The sequence below is a fragment of the Leisingera sp. ABM4_103 genome, from assembly GCF_056158685.1.
Map to the genome: position 1 here is coordinate 3,072,603 of NZ_JBSWTU010000005.1, position 15,957 is coordinate 3,088,559.

The 15,957-nt window shown below is 63.9% G+C and carries 13 protein-coding genes; 10 read left to right on the top strand and 3 right to left on the bottom strand.

Annotated elements, in window-relative coordinates; translation table 11 throughout:
* Window positions 1-115 precede the first annotated feature (115 nt).
* The 4 genes from ACXAED_RS16830 (at window position 116) to rarD (ending at window position 2,512) form a co-directional block, all read left to right on the top strand.
* Window positions 116-718: a superoxide dismutase gene (locus ACXAED_RS16830; RefSeq protein ID WP_475051608.1), complete on the top strand. Its 603-nt coding sequence runs from the start codon at window positions 116-118 to the stop codon at window positions 716-718.
* A 155-nt stretch (window positions 719-873) separates the two neighbouring features.
* Entirely contained in the window at window positions 874-1,068 is a 195-nt protein-coding gene (locus ACXAED_RS16835) for a hypothetical protein (RefSeq protein WP_475051610.1), read from the top strand.
* A gap of 4 nt (window positions 1,069-1,072) precedes the next feature.
* Entirely contained in the window at window positions 1,073-1,528 is a 456-nt protein-coding gene (locus tag ACXAED_RS16840) for a host attachment family protein (protein ID WP_475051612.1), read from the top strand.
* Between the two features lie 72 nt (window positions 1,529-1,600).
* A complete protein-coding gene (gene rarD / locus ACXAED_RS16845) occupies window positions 1,601-2,512 on the top strand; it encodes an EamA family transporter RarD (RefSeq protein WP_475051614.1) in 912 nt (303 codons plus the stop codon).
* Here rarD and ACXAED_RS16850 read toward each other — a convergent pair.
* Window positions 2,449-3,000, bottom strand: a complete 552-nt coding sequence (locus ACXAED_RS16850; protein WP_475051615.1) for an LOG family protein — start codon at window positions 2,998-3,000, stop codon at window positions 2,449-2,451. The two genes, rarD and ACXAED_RS16850, sit on opposite strands and share 64 nt — an antisense overlap.
* A gap of 124 nt (window positions 3,001-3,124) precedes the next feature.
* On the opposite strand from ACXAED_RS16850, the gene ACXAED_RS16855 reads away from it, so the two are divergent.
* The 3 genes from ACXAED_RS16855 to ACXAED_RS16865 all read left to right on the top strand — a co-directional run bounded on the left by ACXAED_RS16855 (window position 3,125) and on the right by ACXAED_RS16865 (window position 7,054).
* Window positions 3,125-4,663: a LysM peptidoglycan-binding domain-containing protein gene (locus ACXAED_RS16855; protein WP_475051617.1), complete on the top strand. Its 1,539-nt coding sequence runs from the start codon at window positions 3,125-3,127 to the stop codon at window positions 4,661-4,663.
* A gap of 98 nt (window positions 4,664-4,761) precedes the next feature.
* Window positions 4,762-6,591 carry an ABCB family ABC transporter ATP-binding protein/permease gene (locus tag ACXAED_RS16860; RefSeq protein ID WP_475051619.1) on the top strand — a complete coding sequence of 610 codons (1,830 nt, stop codon included), beginning with the start codon at window positions 4,762-4,764 and terminating at the stop codon, window positions 6,589-6,591.
* A gap of 136 nt (window positions 6,592-6,727) precedes the next feature.
* Window positions 6,728-7,054 carry a hypothetical protein gene (locus tag ACXAED_RS16865; protein ID WP_475051621.1) on the top strand — a complete coding sequence of 109 codons (327 nt, stop codon included), beginning with the start codon at window positions 6,728-6,730 and terminating at the stop codon, window positions 7,052-7,054.
* A gap of 66 nt (window positions 7,055-7,120) precedes the next feature.
* On the opposite strand, the gene ACXAED_RS16870 is transcribed toward ACXAED_RS16865, so the two are convergent.
* Together ACXAED_RS16870 and ACXAED_RS16875 are read right to left on the bottom strand one after the other, a co-directional pair.
* Window positions 7,121-10,951, bottom strand: a complete 3,831-nt coding sequence (locus tag ACXAED_RS16870) for an efflux RND transporter permease subunit (RefSeq protein WP_475051624.1) — start codon at window positions 10,949-10,951, stop codon at window positions 7,121-7,123.
* Window positions 10,948-12,063: an efflux RND transporter periplasmic adaptor subunit gene (locus ACXAED_RS16875; RefSeq protein ID WP_475051626.1), complete on the bottom strand. Its 1,116-nt coding sequence runs from the start codon at window positions 12,061-12,063 to the stop codon at window positions 10,948-10,950. Before ACXAED_RS16875 ends, ACXAED_RS16870 begins: the two co-directional genes overlap by 4 nt.
* 290 nt (window positions 12,064-12,353) lie before the next feature.
* On the opposite strand from ACXAED_RS16875, the gene ACXAED_RS16880 reads away from it, so the two are divergent.
* The 3 genes from ACXAED_RS16880 to der all read left to right on the top strand — a co-directional run bounded on the left by ACXAED_RS16880 (window position 12,354) and on the right by der (window position 15,936).
* Entirely contained in the window at window positions 12,354-13,025 is a 672-nt protein-coding gene (locus ACXAED_RS16880; protein ID WP_475051627.1) for a hypothetical protein, read from the top strand.
* A 52-nt stretch (window positions 13,026-13,077) separates the two neighbouring features.
* Window positions 13,078-14,400 (top strand): PQQ-like beta-propeller repeat protein, encoded by a 1,323-nt coding sequence (locus ACXAED_RS16885; protein ID WP_475051629.1) that lies wholly within the window; start codon window positions 13,078-13,080, stop codon window positions 14,398-14,400.
* 72 nt (window positions 14,401-14,472) lie between these two features.
* Complete coding sequence (der, locus tag ACXAED_RS16890) at window positions 14,473-15,936, top strand: ribosome biogenesis GTPase Der (RefSeq protein WP_475051631.1); 1,464 nt, start codon at window positions 14,473-14,475, stop codon at window positions 15,934-15,936.
* The last annotated feature ends 21 nt before the right edge of the window (window positions 15,937-15,957 follow it).

The following is a 15,957-nucleotide window of genomic DNA, read 5'->3' on the forward strand; positions in this document are numbered from 1 at the left end:
TGCGCAATTGCACATAGGCCCCGCGCGGATTTCGCGGCTTGGCCTCTTGACCTGATAGCGCACACACAGCATGTATCTGCGCAGGAACGCAAACAATTTTGACAGGGGGCCCAAAATGGCTTTTGAACTTCCCGATCTTCCTTATGCACATGACGCACTGGCCGCCAAAGGCATGTCGGCAGAAACCCTGGAATACCACCATGACCTGCACCACAAGGCGTATGTCGACAACGGCAACAAGCTGATCGCCGGCACCGAGTGGGAAGGCAAGTCGCTGGAAGAAATCATCAAGGGTACCTACGACGCCAATGCGGTTGCCCAGAACGGTATCTTCAACAACATCTCCCAGCTGTGGAACCACAACCAGTTCTGGGAAATGATGGGCCCGGGCGAAAACAAGATGCCGGGTGAGCTGGAAAAGGCAATCACCGAAAGCTTCGGCTCCGTCGACAAGTTCATGGAAGAATTCTCCGCCGCGGGCGCAGGCCAGTTCGGCTCCGGCTGGGCTTGGCTGGTGAAAAACGCCGACGGTTCGCTGGCGGTGACCAAGACCGAAAACGGCGTGAACCCGCTGTGCTTCGATCAGACCGCGCTGCTGGGCTGCGACGTGTGGGAGCATTCCTACTACATCGACTTCCGCAACAAGCGCCCGGCCTACCTGACCAACTTCCTGGACAACCTGGTGAACTGGGAAAACGTCGCTTCCCGCCTGGGCTAAGACCGCAGGAGCGGAAGCCGGTTTCCAAGCTGGCACCGCATCAAAAGATTTCCGCCCGTGCAGCGTTGCTGCGCGGGCTTTTTCGTGGTTGTCTCAGGAACAAGTGCCTGCTGCTGCGCGTTGAACTTCTACATGTGCAACACGAGGAGGCTCCCATGGCTGAACGCGAGAGATCGACGGACGAACGCCGCGAGACGGAAGAGATCCCCGGTGCGAAAGGCAGCGTTTCGCAGCAAGGCCGGACTGGCGGCGGACTGCAGCGCGACATCGCCTCTGAAGACGAGCTGAAACGGGCCAAGGAGCGCCCGGCGGGCTCTACACGCGTGACGAAATCCAAGGAGGAGGAATGACATCATGACCTTTCTGACGCAGGGCACCTGGGTTCTGGTTGCGGACAGCGAGAAAGCGCTGTTCCTGGAGAACACCACGGACGCGCAAAATCCGAACCTGAAGGTGCGGCGCAAGGATGAGCAGGAAAACCCCTCTGACCGCGAGCAATCGGCCAACCGGCCGGGGCGGTTCAACGACGGGCCAAGCGTGCACCGTTCGGCTGTGGACGATACCGACTGGCACCAGCTGGCCAAGGAGCGTTTTGCCTCGGATCTGGCGGACCGGCTGTACAAGATGGCCCACAAGGGAAAGTTTGATCGGCTGGTGCTTGTGGCAGCCCCGGAAGTACTGGGGGAGCTGCGCAAGAACCTGCACAAGGAAGTTGCCGACTGTGTGGTCGGGGAGGTCGCGAAGAACCTGACCAACCACGAGACCAGCAAGATTGAGGAAATGGTGAAAGAGGCGCTTGAGAACGCCTGACGGTTAACTCCCGGGTCTTGACCCTCGCCCCTGTCCGGTGTCTGTCAGCAGATACAAGGGCAGGGGCAAATCATGCGGGAAACACATCTGGGCGTCATGGCGATGATCGCGGCCTGCGTGGTCTGGGGGCTGTCGGGGATCTATTACAAGGCCCTGTCGCATGTGCCGCCGGAGCAGGTGCTGTCGCACCGGGTGCTGTGGTCGTTTCTGTTCTTTGCAGGTGTGCTGCTGGTGCAGGGGCGGATCAGAGCGCTTGGCGCGGCCTTCACCAGCGGGCGCGGCGCGCTGCTTCTGGGTTTCGCTACGGCGATGATCTCGCTCAATTGGTTTGTGTTCATTTCCTCCGTCCAGACCGGCCATGCGACTGAGGCGAGCCTGGGCTATTACATCTTTCCCTTGCTTAGTGTGCTGCTGGGGCGGCTGGTCTTTGGTGAACTGCTGGCCCGGGCGCAGCTTGTGGCGGTTTTACTGGCAGGGATCGCCGTGGCGGTTCTGTCCTTCGGATTGGGTGCAGCACCCCTGATCCCGCTGGTGCTGAGTGTGAGCTTTGCTCTCTATGGCGTTGCCAAGAAACAGCTTTCTTTGGGACCTGTCGTGTCGGTGACCGCGGAGGTTCTGCTAGTCCTGCCGGTGGCGCTGACGGTGATCTGGCTGACCGGCGGCGCAGGCTTCCTGGGCAGCCCGGCGGATGCGGCCATGCTGGCGTTTTCTGGTATCCTGACGGGGCTGCCGCTGATCCTGTTCAGCTATGCCGCCAAGCGGGTGCGGCTGGGCACCATCGGCGTGCTGCAATATCTGAATCCCACGCTGCAGTTCCTGGTGGCGGTGCTGCTGTTCGCCGAACCGTTCACCCCCTGGCACGGGGCCGCCTTTGCGCTGATCTGGAGCGCGGTTGCGGTGTTCTCCGTCTCGGCGCTGCGTCAGGAGCGGGCGTCGCGCAGGGCGGCGATGGCGGCCACCGGGGTGTCGGCCCAGATCAGGTAACCCGCCAGGTCCTGTCCGGCGAACCCTTCGCCTATAACCTGCTCCAGCAGCGCACGCAGCTTGTCCCAGTAGCCGTCGGTGTTCAGGATCACGATCGGCTTGGAATGCAGACCAAGCTGGCGCCAGGTGAGCGCCTCGAACAGCTCATCCAACGAACCAGCCCCGCCGGGCAGCACGATCACGGCGTCGGCATTCCACAGCATCACCTTCTTGCGCTCGTGCATCGTTTCGGTAACCACATAGGTGGTGAGATCCGACTTGCCGACCTCGCGCCGTTCCAGGTGGCTGGGGATCACCCCGAAGGTTTCGCCGCCCGCCTGCTGCGCCGCGCGGGCGACTTCGCCCATCAGCCCCACATCACCAGCGCCATAGACAAGCCTCATTCCGCCTGCGGCGAGTGCGGTTCCAAGTGCGCGAGCGGCCTCGGCATAGGCGGGCTGCGCACCTGCGCGCGATCCGCAATAGACACAGACGGATTTGATGCTCATCGGCCAGCCTTTCCTTGGAATTTCAAGATGAAACGCAATTGGTGTTTTGACCCGTGATAGCGGGATTGCTAGGTTTGCTCAACTAAGCGGAAGGGAACATTCCGCAAACGTCAAAGGGAAAGACATGGCGGATGCATCTGGAAGCGGGGGTCTGGGGACCCTCACACTTGGCGCTGTTGCCGGGGTGGCCGTGGTGCTGGGCGGTGTGATGCTGTTCCAGCTTGGGGTGTTCGGCTCCAGCGAGCAGGGGGACGGCCCCGCCAAAAGGCAGGCTGGCGGACAGGCGGCAAACGGCGGCGTGGAGTTTACAGGCGATGGCGAGGAGTCCGGCCAGCCGCTGCAAAACCGGGCGTTGTCCGAAGCTGCGGAGGCTGAAGCCCCAAGCGTTGCACAGCAGATCGCACCTGTTGAGAGCGGTGCGGTTCCCCAAGAGCCCAAGGCAGACGAGGCCGAGGCGGTTGCGGCTGCTGATGTGGCGGTTCCAGTTGAAGATGAGCCGTTAACCGGCTCTGACGAAAGGGAAATGGCGCAGGGCGGCGATGCCGCAGCGGAGCTGAGCGAGGAAGAAACCGCCTTGATAACGCCCGCCGATCCAGCGCTGGCGCCTGGCGCTGCCTCCTCAGCTGGTGAGAGCAAGGAAGACATCTTTGTCCTGCAAGCGCCAGAGCTGGATCTGGTGCGTGTGGACCGTGACGGCGCTGCCGTGATTGCCGGGCGGGCGCAGGAGGGTGTCCGGGTTTCGGTGCTGCTGGATGGAGAGGTGCTGGAACAACTGGACGTGCCGGCTGGCGGCGAGTTTGTGTCGCTGACCACGATTGCGCCGAGTTCTGACGCCCGGGTCGTTACGCTTCTGGCAGAGCATGATGGCCGGCAGAGCGCATCTGGCGGGTCCTTCATTCTGGCGCCTGTCAGCCCGGTGGCATCCTTGCCGGCAGAGCGGGTTGGAGACGCGGCGGACGATCCGGCAGAGACCGCAGCGGCATCATCGGCGCCGGTCAGTCAGGCTGAGGCGGATCAGGCCGCGGAACAGGTTGCGGTAGCCCTGACACCGGCGGCTGAAACTCCCGCTGTCGCCGCCGACCCTTCTGCGCCGCAGCCGCAGGGTCAGGCTGTAGCCGTGCTGCGCGCGGATCAGGACGGGATCGAGGTGGTTCAGCCTGCGATCCCGGACGATCCGGAGCTGAGCGACGAGGTGGCGCTGGATGCAATCAGTTACAACGGCGCCGGCGGGGTAGAATTGTCGGGCCGGGCCCGGCCTAAATCACGGGTTCGGGTGTACGTCGACAATACGCCGGTGGCAGAGCTTGACGCGGCCGAGGATGGCCGCTGGAAAGGGGAACTGGCGGATGTGAAGCCCGGTATCTACACGCTGCGTGTCGATGAGATCGAGCCGGGCAGCGGCAAGGTTGTGAGCCGCCTGGAAACCCCCTTCAAGCGCGAGGCCCCGGAGGCCTTGCCGCAGCCAGGCGGCGATGCGGCACCGGAGCAGCCGGCGCCGCTGGTGCGGGCAGTGACGGTGCAGAAGGGCGACACGCTCTGGGCGATCTCACAAGAGAAATTCGGCAGCGGTTTCCTGTATGTGCGGGTGTTTGAGGCCAACCGCGGCGCAATCCGCAATCCGGACCTGATTTATCCGGGTCAGGTCTTTACCATCCCCGAGTAAGCCTTGGGAAAACGCGACCTTGCGGCGCGTTTTTTCTGCCTGCCCCTCGCAAATCCGTGAACAGGTGAATATCTGAAGGGGTCCAGCCAGGATTAGCCATGACCCAGACAGATCAGGCCGCCGTGCCGAGCCAAGCAGACATCGCCAAGGAAGAACGCCGCTCGGGCCTGCGCACCCTGCGCAAGGTCGGGCCGTATCTGTGGCCTGAAGGAAACCGTGCGGTAAAGGTGCGGGTGGTTCTGGCGCTGGCGGTGCTGGTTCTGGCCAAGCTGATCGCGGTTTACACGCCGATGCTGTACAAGGGCGCGGTGGACAGTCTGGCGGGCGAAGGCGTGCCGCCGCTGGCGCTGGGGGCTGTCGGCCTCACGGTGGCTTACGGGGTGTCGCGGATCCTGACCACCGGGTTTCAGCAGCTTCGCGATGCGGTGTTTGCACCGGTGGGCCAGCGGGCGCTGCGCCGCCTGGCGCTGGAGACCTTTACCCATATCCACCGCCTATCGATGCGCTATCACATCACCCGCAAAACCGGCGGGCTGAGCCGGATTATCGAGCGCGGGGTGAAGGGCGTCGAGTTCCTCCTGCGCTTCATGCTGTTTTCCATCGGTCCGCTGATCCTGGAGCTGACTCTGGTGGCAGTGATCCTGACGGTGCTGTTTGACGCCTGGTACCTTGTGGTCGTGGCCGTCACCATCGGCCTCTATGTCTGGTTCACCTTCGCGGTCACCGAATGGCGGGTGAAGCTGCGCCGGGAGATGAACCAGCAGGATACCGACGCCAACCAAAAGGCCATCGACAGCCTGCTGAACTTTGAGACGGTCAAGTATTTCGTCGCAGAGGAGCGGGAGGCCGAGCGCTATGACGGTGCCATGCGCGGCTATGCGCGGGCGGCGCTCAAGACCGCCTATTCGCTGGCGGCGCTGAATTTCGGCCAGAGCGTTATCATCACCGCAGGCCTCATCGGGGTGATGGTGATGGCGGCTATCGGGGTGGAGCAAGGCAGGCTGACTGTGGGCGATTTCGTTATGGTCAACGCCTACATGATCCAGATTACCGTGCCGCTGAACTTCCTTGGCACCGTCTATCGCGAAATCCGCCAGAGCCTGGTGGACATGGGCGAGATGTTCGATCTGCTGGAGCAGCCTGCCGATGTGAGCGACCGTCCCGGTGCCGGGGAGCTGAAGGTCAATGGCGGGCGTATCACGCTGGAGAATGTGCGGTTCTCCTATGATGCGGGCCGGGAGATCCTGAAGGGCATCTCGCTGCAGGCGGAACCTGGGCAAACGGTGGCCATTGTCGGCTCCACCGGGTCCGGCAAGTCGACCATCGGGCGGCTGCTGTTCCGGTTCTATGACGTGACCGGCGGGGCGCTGAAGATAGACGGCCAGGACGTGCGCGATGTGACCCAGAAGAGCTTGCATCAGGCGATCGGCGTGGTGCCGCAGGACACGGTGCTGTTCAACGATACGATCCGCTACAACATCGCCTATGGCCGTGACGGCGCCACCCAGGAGGAGGTAGAGCAGGCGGCCCGCGATGCTCAGATCCACGACTTCATCATGGCGCTGCCGGAGGGGTATGACACCCAGGTGGGGGAACGCGGCCTGAAATTGTCGGGCGGTGAGAAGCAGCGGGTCGGGATTGCCCGGACGCTGCTGAAGAACCCGCCGGTGCTGCTGCTGGACGAGGCGACTTCGGCGCTGGACACCGATACCGAACAGGAAATCAAGGAAGCACTGGCCCGGGCAGGGCAGGGGCGCACGGTTCTGACCATTGCGCACCGGCTGTCGACCATCGCCGAGGCTGACCGGATCGTAGTGCTGGAGCAGGGCGAGATTGCTGAAACCGGCACCCACGAGGAGCTGCTCGCCAAGGATGGCCGTTATGCCCGTTTGTGGCAGCGCCAGCAGGCGGATCAGGACGCGGCCTGACTTTCCCGCGCAGCCTTACCGGGGGGAAACCATTACCGGCATTCCCCATTGACCGGCTGCCAGCCGTTCTTAAGCTGCGTCCATTCCGGGAACCGGCCGCATCTGCGCTGGGCGCCTTGCAGACGAGGACAAACGAATGAAGACCCATCTGACTGCTGCCTCCGTGGCTGTACTGCTTGCCTTTCAAGCACCTGTCTATGCCGAAGACTTGGAGTTTCTTCTTGTAAACGACAGCAGCGTTGATCTGGTTGGCTTCAATGTATCGCCCGCGTCTTCTGACAATTGGGAAGGCAACCTGATGGCGGGCGGTTATCTCGCGCCCGGCTATGAGATCGGTGTGCTGATTGCCGATGGCGCAACCACATGCGTCTATGACATTCGCGGCAGCTTTGCCGACGGGTCCGAAGCAGAAGACTATGGCCTCGATTTGTGTGATCTGGGCGAATACGCCTTTACCGAGTAATCAAGGGCCTGCCGGAGGGTCCGGCGTGTTGTAATGAAAAGCCCCGCCGGAGCGGGGCTTTTTTGTTTATTCCGCAGCACGCAGGCGTCCGCGCGAGGCGGGCGGCTGCGGCTCGTCTTCTTTGGCCTCGCCTTCGCTTGTCTCAGGCGCCGCGTCCTCCACCCACTGGATCTCCGTGGTCGGCAGCTGGCGGGCCTTTTTGAACAGCTTGGAGTCCTGCGCGATGCGGCTTGAACGGCCGCGGGTAAGGCGGGACAGCATCCGCCCCAGCGATTGCATATAGGTGGAGAACCACACCCGGATTGCCAGCAGCGAGGGGGTCACCACCAGGGTCAGCACGGTGGCGATGCCCAGGCCGAAAACCACGGCGGTTGCCAGCTGTTTCCACCACAGGGCAGTGGGACTGTCGATCGAATAGCCGCCGTTGATGAAGTCGAGGCTGACGCCGAACATCATAGGGGTGAGGCCCGCCATCGTGGTGATGGTGGTCAGCAGAACCGGGCGGATACGCGCCTCAGCCGTGCGGATGATCGCCTCGATCCGGGGCATCTTCTGGCTGAACTCCTGATAGGTGTCGATCAGCACGATGTTGTTGTTCACAACGATCCCCGCCAGCGCCACGATGCCGGTGCCGGTCATGATGATCGAGAACGGCTGCTGCATCACCATCATGCCGATCAGCACGCCGGTGGTGGAGAGAACCACCGCCAGCAGCACCAGCACCGAGTTGTAGAAGCTGTTGAACTGCGCCAGCAGGATCACGAACATCAGCGCCAGCGCGCCCAGGAAAGCCTTGGACAGGAAGGCGCCGGACTCCTCCTGCTCCTCCTGGTCGCCGGTCCATTCCCAGCTGATGCTGCGCGGCAGCGGCTCGGTTTCCAGCCATTCGGTGATGACGGCGATCCGCTCGTTCGGGTTCACCGGCGCAATTCTGGCTCCGTCCTCCAGCGCTGTTTGCAGGGCGTCGAAGCTTTCGGCGCCGGTCAGCTGCACCAGCTCCAGAGTGCTGCCGTTGGGAGCGGTGATGGTTTCGCCATTTGCTGACGCGCCTTCTGGAACTTCTTTGAGCAGTGCCAGGCGGGTCTCCTCGCCGGTGTCCGCGTCTTCGATAACAACCTTGCTCAGGCCAGCATCCACATCCGCTTTCACGTCATAGAAACGCTCCTGGCCGATGCGGTTGATCTCTGCCAGTTTCGGCACCGGCTGGCGGGACACGAAGTTCGACAGCGGCACCAGCCCGTCGGAGGTGCGGACCTTGAGGTTGTCGAGCGTCGACAGCACGCGGTCCTGTTCCGGCAGGCGGACGCGGATCTCTATCTCCTCGTCCGAGCTGTCGACGCGCATGGTGTCCAGCAGAATGCCGCGCGTGACCAGCTGCACCATCGCGCCGACGGTCGCCACATCGGCGCCATAGCGGCCGGCCTTTTCCACGTCCACGTTGATTTGCCAGTCGATGCCGGGCAGCGGCAGGCTGTCTTCGATCAGGATCAGGCCGGGCGTGTTCTCAAAGTGCTTCCGTGCTGTCAGGGTTGCGCTTGTCAGATCCTCCCAGCCGTCGCCGCGCAGGCGCAGGTGAACCGGCTTGCCGGTGGCGGGGCCTTGCGCCAGGGCGCGGACCTCTACCTCGAACCCGGGCAGCTTGGCCAGTTCGGCGTTCAGTTCATCCAGGACCGTATTGCCGTCGTATTCCTCGGCGATGATTTCCTTTTCAAAGCCCAGGTACTTGCTCAGCAGCCCGCCGAACCAGCCGTCCAGCGGCTCGCTTTCGGTGGGGCGGTCTTCCCAGGGGATGATCTCGAACTGGACCTGGCCGATGGTGTCTGGCGGCAGCTGCGCGCCGGAGCTGTCGGTGTTGAGGCCGCCGTCGCCGGCAAAGGAGAAGACGTTGATCACCGCGTGGTGCTGCATGATGATGTCTTCAGCGGCGCGGACCATGTCGTCCTTTTCGTGCAGCGAGATGTTGCCGCGGGCGCGGACATAGGCCGAGGCCTGTTCCGGTTCCGAGTCGACGAAGAATTCAACGCCATAGTTGTTTTCGCTAAAGGTGGCGAAGACCGTCACGATGGCAAAGCCCACCGCGCCGACGGTGACCACCGGCATGATCGGGTTGCCGGCGATGAACTTAATTACATGGCCGAACGGTGTGTGGTGGTAGCCGGCGGCGACCTCCTTTTCCTCGCGTTCAATCTTGGCCGCACTGAGGGTGATGGATGCGCCAAAGGCCGCCAGGGCAAAGACCAGCCCGCCGAACAGCACCCCGCCGATACCGCCTGCGCCTTCGCCCAGCAGGTAGGCCGGATTCAGCATCTGCATGGCGCCTGCGAACATGCCCCACATCGCCACCGGAACCAGGGCAGCGCGCAGCCACCAGGGGGCGGCCATGCGCAGCGCGCGGGAGGCGCCCTCAAACGTGCGGCTGATGCGGCCGGTGACGCCGCCCATGACCGGCAGATAGATCAGCGCCACCACCAGCGAGGCGGACAGCACGAAGATCATGGTGACCGGCAGCATGCCCATGAATTCCCCGGGCACACCAGGCCAGAACAACAGGGGCAGGAAGGCACAGAGCGTGGTCGCGGTGGAAGACACCACCGGCCAGAACATCCGCTGCGCCGCCTCGACATAAGCGTGCATCGGGCCGGTGCCCTCCTTGATGCGCTTGTCGGCATACTCCACGATCACAATGGCACCATCGACCAGCATGCCCACGGCCAGGATCAGACCGAACATCACCATGTTGGAAATGGTGACACCCATCAGGGCGAGGAAGGCAAAGCACAGCAGGAAGGAGGTGGGGATCGCAAAGCCCACCAGAAGGGCAGCGCGGCTGCCAAGCGCGGAGAGCACGACGATCATCACCAGCGCGATGGCGGTCAGAACCGAACCTTCGAGCTGGCTGACCATTGAACCGACCACGCGGCTCTGGTCGTTGGATGTGCCGACCTCAACCGCGGCCTGCAGTTCCGGCGGCCATTTGGACTTGGAGTCCTCCACGGTCGCCTTCACCAGGTCCACGGTGTCGATCAGGTTGTAGCCCTTGCGCTTGACCACCTGCAGGGCGACCGTGTCCTCGCCGTTGAAGCGGGCGGTGCCTTCGCGGTCCTCGAAGGTGAAGTTGATCTGCGCCAGCTCTCCCAGGGTAACCACGCGGTCGCCGTTGGTCTTAACCGGCAGCTGGTAGATGTCCTTCACTTCATCGAAAGAAGAGGGGATCTTGACCGAAAACGCGCCTTGGCTGGTCTCGACCTCACCCGCTGCAATCAGCTGGTTGTTGTTCTGCACAACAGTGATCAGCTCAAGTGCTGTGACGTTGTAGGCCTCCAGCCGCAGCGGGTCGATCAGCACTTCGACCATCTCGTCGCGGTTGCCTGCAATGCCTGCCTCCAGCACCGCGTCCAGCGCCTCAAGGTCGTCCTGCAAGTCCTTGGCTATGCGCGCCATCGTGCGCTCCGGCACGGCACCGGTCAGGTTCACGATGACAATCGGAAATTCCGAGAAGTTGATCTCGGTGATCGAGTATTTCTCGGCTCCTTCCGGGAATTCTGCCTCCGCCTTGTCCATGGCGTCGCGCACGTCGGCCATGATGGCGGTCTTGTCCCAGCCGAATTCGAACTCAAGCGCCACCCCGGCATAGCCTTCGGCGGCAGTGGAGGTCATCTTGTCGAGCCCGTCCAGGTCGGCAAGCTCTGTCTCCATCACCTTGACCATCAAGGATTCGGCGTCCTCGGCGGAGATGCCGGGGAAGGGGACCGAGATAAACAGGGCGGGGATCTCGATGTCCGGCTCGCCCTCCTTGGGCAGCATCGAGTACGCGAAGCCGCCGACAAGCAGCGAGATCGCGATGAATGCGAGGACCATCCGGGCGCGGCCGGCAGCCCAGTCGACGATGCCAATCACTGTTCAGTCTCCCGGTAGGTGGCCGCCACGGCGACGCCTTCGGTTACAAAATCCTGACCCACGACGATCACGTCCGCGGTTTCGGGCAGGCCGCCGACCCAAACGCCATCGGCCTCATCCCGCAGGAGCTGCACGGGGTAGAATACCACGGTGCTGTCCCCGCCGACAACGCGCACGCCCAGCTGGCCCTCGTTGTTCAAGGTCAGGGCCGATTGCGGCAGCTTGTGGGCCAGCCGTCCGGCGGAGGAGATTGCGATGTCGGCGGTCTGGCCGTCGCGGATGCTTAGATCCGGGTTCGGCACCGTAATTTCGACCTCAAAAGTGCGGGTGGTGGGATCGGCGGAGCGGCTCAGGAAGGTGACCTTGCCCTGAACCTGCTGGCCGGTGGACAGTTCCGCGCCTGCGGTTGCGCCCAGTTCCACCTTGTTGACCTCCGCCTCGGGCACATAGCCCACCAGCTTGATGGTATCGAGCTGGATCACCGTGCCGCACAGGCTGCCGGGCTGCAGCAGGCTGCCCAGTTCCGCGGTGTCGCTTTCCAGCAGGCCTGCGAAAGGCGCGGTGATCGTCAGCCGCTCCAGTTCCTTCGTCGCGGCGGCAACTGCGGCAATGGCAGTGCGTTCCGCTGCTTCAGATGCGGCTAGCCGGGTTTCCGAGGCATAGCCGCCTTCGGACAGTTTGGAGGAGGCGGTAAGATTGATCTTGGCTTCCTTCAGCCGCGCTTGCGCTTCCTGCAGTGTTGCGTCGCGGGTGCCCGGGTCCAGCTGGCACAGGACATCGCCCTTCTCAACTTGGGCGCCCTTGCGCAGCGGCTCGGAGATCACGGTCGAGGTGGTCTCGGCCCGCACGTCCACCTGGCGGATGGCCTGGGTCTGGCCGCGCAGGATCACTGCGCTGCCGATGGTGCGCGCCTTGCTTTGCAGTGCAACGACGCCCACGCGCGTTTCATCCGCCTGGGCCAGCTCCAGCCCCTCGGTGGTTTCCGCTTCACTCTGGGCAGCGTCAGGGGCATCCTCGCCACGGGCAAAGGCCATCAGGTCGTCACGCTGGATAACCACCATGTAGAGGCTGGCTGTCACCACCACTGCGGTCAGCATCGGGATGATACGCATGTCGGGCCTTTCCTTATTCTTGCCGTCTCCCTGCGCGCTGTGCTCCTGGGCCGCCGGACGGCCGGGCCTGAAAACAAGGGGAGTCGCGCGTATGTGATAGGCCTGATATAGGATATGTCCATTCTAAACTAAGTGGTTTAGTTCACATTTCTTGCTTTTCCGGCCTGAATACCGATGTTTCTGGTGCAAACGGGCCACTTGGCTTGGCGTTTGAGCCGGGGTAAGAGGGGCGCGACGCATTCAATACCGGCAAGGGCGCAGGCCCGGGCCGCGCATATCAGGGGCTTTTCATGAGCGATACCGACAGCTTTATCGATGAGGTGACCGAAGAGGTCCGCCGTGACCGGCTTTTCCTGATGCTCAAACGTTATGGCTGGATTGGCGGCGTGGCTGTGGCGCTGATTGTCGGCGGCGCGGCGTTCCGCGAATACACCAAAGCGCAGGAGCGCGCGGCGGCGGAGGATCTGGGCGACCAGATAACGGCGGCGCTGGAGATTGACGGCAGCGAAGACCAGGCCGCGGCACTGGCGGCGGTGACGGCTCAAGGCGCTGGCGGCGCCGCGGTCGCCGCGATGCTGGAAGCGGGCGCGCTGGCCGAAGCGGGCAAAACAGCCGAGGCCGTGGCCCGGCTCGAGGCCGTGGCCGTTGATGGCGAGCTGCCGCTGATCTACCGCCATATCGCCAGCTTCAAGGCGCTGTCGCTGCAGGCGGACACTCTGAGCGTGGCGGACCGCCGCCTGCAGTATGAAGCACTTGCCCAGCCCGGCGCGCCGCTGGCACTGCTGGCGTCCGAACAGCTGGCGCTGCTGGACATTGAGGACGGCAACAGCGAGGCCGCGATTGCCCGGCTGCGGGACATTGCAGCCGATGCCGCAGTAAGCGGAGACTTGAAAGACCGGGCATCTCAGGTGATTGTGGCGCTCGGCGGCTCCTTGGAGGGGGACGCTGCGCCAGAGGGGTAAGGCGTTCCGCGGATGGGAACTTGCGGAAGACTACGGCAGACAGGGCAGGGCAATGACAATAACCAAGACTTTCTCCCGGGCACGGGGTCTTCTGTGCACAACTGCAGCTTTGGCCGTGCTGGCCGCTTGCGGGGAAGAGGAAATCATTCTGCGCGGCGAGCGCGAGGATATCCGGCCCGACGCAGCTGTGGAGGTGGTCAACCAGGCCCGTCCCATTTCGCTGCCCGCGCAAGCCGCCAATGCAGAGTGGGCCCAGGGCCATGGTGCTGAGGCGGGCCGCACCGCGCATCCGGCCCTGTCTGCCGCGCCGCAGCGTATCTGGTCTGCCTCAATCGGTGAGGGCGACAGCCGCCGCCAGCGCATCATTGCGACGCCGGTCGTCGGCGGCGGGCGTATCTATACGCTGGACAGCGCCGCGCAGGTTTCTGCGGTCTCGCCGCAGGGCCAAGTCCTGTGGCAGAGCGAACTGATCCCGGCGGTGGATGACGAGGGGCAGGCAACGGGCGGCGGCTTGGCCTATGATAACGGCGTACTGTATATCTCCTCCGGTTTCGGGGTGCTGACCGCTTTGAACGCCGCTGACGGCAGCCTGATCTGGCGTCAGGAACTGGGCGCGACCGGCTCCGGCCAGCCGCGTGTCAGCGGCGGGCTGGTTTATCTGGTTGCAGGTGACGACACCGGCTGGGCGGTAAACGCCAAGAATGGCCGCATTGCCTGGCAGATCGAGGCGTCGCCCTCGGCCGCCAATATCCTGGGCGCGCCGGCACCCGTGGTCACCAGCGACCTTGCAATCTTTGCCTTTGGCTCTGGCGACCTGATCGCCACATTCCGCCGCGGCGGCCTGCGCCGCTGGAGCGCGTCGGTCGCCGGTCAGCGCACTGGCCAGACCCTGTCGCGGATTAGCGATGTGACCGGGGCGCCGGTGGTGGCGGGCAAGCGGCTTTATGCGGGCAACAACTCTGGCCGGACCGTGGCCATTGACCTGGACACCGGCGACCGTCTTTGGACCGCGCGCGAAGGGGCCTCGGGCACTGCCTGGCCTGCGGGGGGCAGCCTGTTTCAGGTGAGCGACCTCAATCAGCTGCTGCGCCTGGATGCCGGCACGGGCGAGGTGATCTGGGCGGTGGACCTGCCGGGCTTTGTGAAAGACAAGCCGGGCAAGCGCGGGAAGATCTATGTGCATCACGGCCCCGTGCTGGCGGGCGGACAGATCGTTCTGGCCTCCAATGACGGGCTGCTGCGCTTTTTTAACCCGGTCGACGGCCGCCTGACCCGTACAGCCGATGTGCCCGGCGGTGCCACCACCGCGCCGGTGGTTGCGGGGCGTACGCTGTATGTGGTTTCCTCCAACGGTGAATTGCTGGCGTACCGCTGATCCGTGTTTCCGGGTGGCGGAGGCCGTACGAATACGCTATGAGCCGCGTCTGAATCGCAGAAAGCTGGTCTGATGTCCTTTACCCTCGCCATCGTGGGCCGTCCCAATGTGGGCAAGTCCACCCTGTTCAACCGCCTTGTGGGCAAGAAGCTGGCCCTGGTCGACGACCAGCCGGGCGTCACGCGCGACCTGCGCGAGGGCGAGGCACGGCTGGGGGACCTGCGCTTTACGGTGATCGACACTGCGGGTCTGGAAGACGCCACCGACAACTCGCTGGAGGGCCGCATGCGCCGCCTGACAGAGCGGGCGGTCGATATGGCCGACATCTGCCTGTTCATGATCGACGCCCGCACCGGCGTCACCCCGACCGATGAGATCTTTGCCGACATCCTGCGCCGCAAGTCCGCGCATGTGATCCTGGCCGCCAACAAGGCCGAGGGCAACGCCGCCGAGGCGGGCGTGCTGGAGGCCTATGGCCTGGGCCTGGGCGAGCCGCTGCGCCTGTCGGGCGAGCATGGTGAGGGGATGCCGGACCTTTACGGTATTTTGCAGCCGCTGGCGGAAAAGTTCGAGGCCGAGGCCGAAGACCACGCGCCGGTCACCGATGTCGAGGTCTATGAAGAGATCGGCGAGGACGAGGAAGAGGTCATTCCGGTTCCGACCGATGCCAAGCCCTTGCAAGTCGCAGTGGTGGGCCGCCCGAACGCGGGCAAGTCGACGCTGATCAACAAAATCCTGGGCGAGGAGCGGCTTTTGACCGGGCCCGAGGCCGGGATCACCCGCGATGCGATCTCGCTGAAGATCAACTGGAAAGACACCCCGATGCGGGTGTTCGACACCGCCGGCATGCGCAAGAAGGCCAAGGTGCAGGAGAAGCTGGAGAAGCTCTCTGTCTCCGATGGCCTGCGCGCGGTGAAATTCGCCGAGGTCGTGGTGGTGCTGCTGGATGCCAGCATCCCGTTTGAACAGCAGGACCTGCGGATTGCCGACCTGGCCGAGCGCGAGGGGCGCGCGGTTGTGGTGGCGGTCAACAAATGGGACGCCGAAGAGCATAAGCAGGAAAAGCTGCGCGATCTGAAGGAAGCGTTCGGACGCTTGCTGCCGCAGCTGCGCGGGGCGCCGCTGGTCACGGTTTCGGCCAAGACCGGAAAGGGTCTGGACCGGCTGCATGAGGCGATCATGCGCGCCTATGGCACCTGGAACCGGCGTGTCCCCACCGCGGCGCTGAACCGCTGGCTGGTCGGCATGCTGGAGCAGCACCCGCCGCCAGCCCCGCAGGGCAAACGGATCAAGCTGCGCTACATGACCCAGGCCAAGAGCCGCCCGCCAGGGTTTGTGGTGATGTGCTCGCATCCCGACAAGCTGCCGGACAGCTATACCCGCTATCTGGTCAACGGGCTGCGCGAGGATTTCGACATGCCCGGCACGCCGATCCGCCTGTATATGCGCGGGCAGGGGGACAAGAACCCCTACAAAGGCAAGCGGGCCAAGAATGCGGGCGCGCTGGCCAAGCACCTGAACAAGCGCGGCAGCTGAACCGCCGGGGCGGGGGCGCTC